A 525-nucleotide genomic window follows, 5' to 3' on the forward strand; every position below is an offset into this window, starting at 1 on the left:
GTTCGCTGGGACGCATACACGCGGGGCGGCTTCGCCAGTATGCCCCACGCGCCTGCGCCCGTTATTGAAAAGTTATATGCCAGTATGATTCAGCTTACTCTTTTCACAATTTGGGTTTGTTTTTTAACTGTAGTGGGTTCATGGTTCTTCGAATTATCATTTGCGGTAACCTTCGCCTTCGTCACAATTCTTATTGTTTTTGGCCATGTCATCACGCTAGATGAAGACCTAAAAGGTGGTTGGAACAATCCGGAGGGAAACAAATCAATTAGAAATCGTTCTTTGTTAGAGCTGGTCGTAAAATTGTTTTTTTCGGTTGTTGTATGGATCTTGGTAGTTAGATTCCCGGAATTATCGGGCTATGGTATATAACAAAAAAATTAAGTCTCTCACTTCGTTCGCTGGGACGCATACACGCAGGGCGGCTTCGCCATTATGCCCCACGCGCCTGCGCCCCTTATTTAAAAGTTATAAGCCAAAGGAATTGATGAGATGGGCTCTCTTTTTATGATATACGCTGCACTA

Annotated in this window: 1 pseudogene; it reads left to right on the top strand. The window is 44.2% G+C overall.

Annotation, left to right across the window (positions count from 1 at the left end):
* A pseudogene (locus KYS23_RS20600) lies at positions 1 to 372 on the top strand (hypothetical protein); the annotation flags it as partial.
* Positions 373 to 525 lie beyond the last annotated feature (153 nt).

This window comes from Alteromonas lipotrueae (assembly GCF_019249255.1).
Lineage (GTDB): Bacteria > Pseudomonadota > Gammaproteobacteria > Enterobacterales > Alteromonadaceae > Alteromonas > Alteromonas lipotrueae.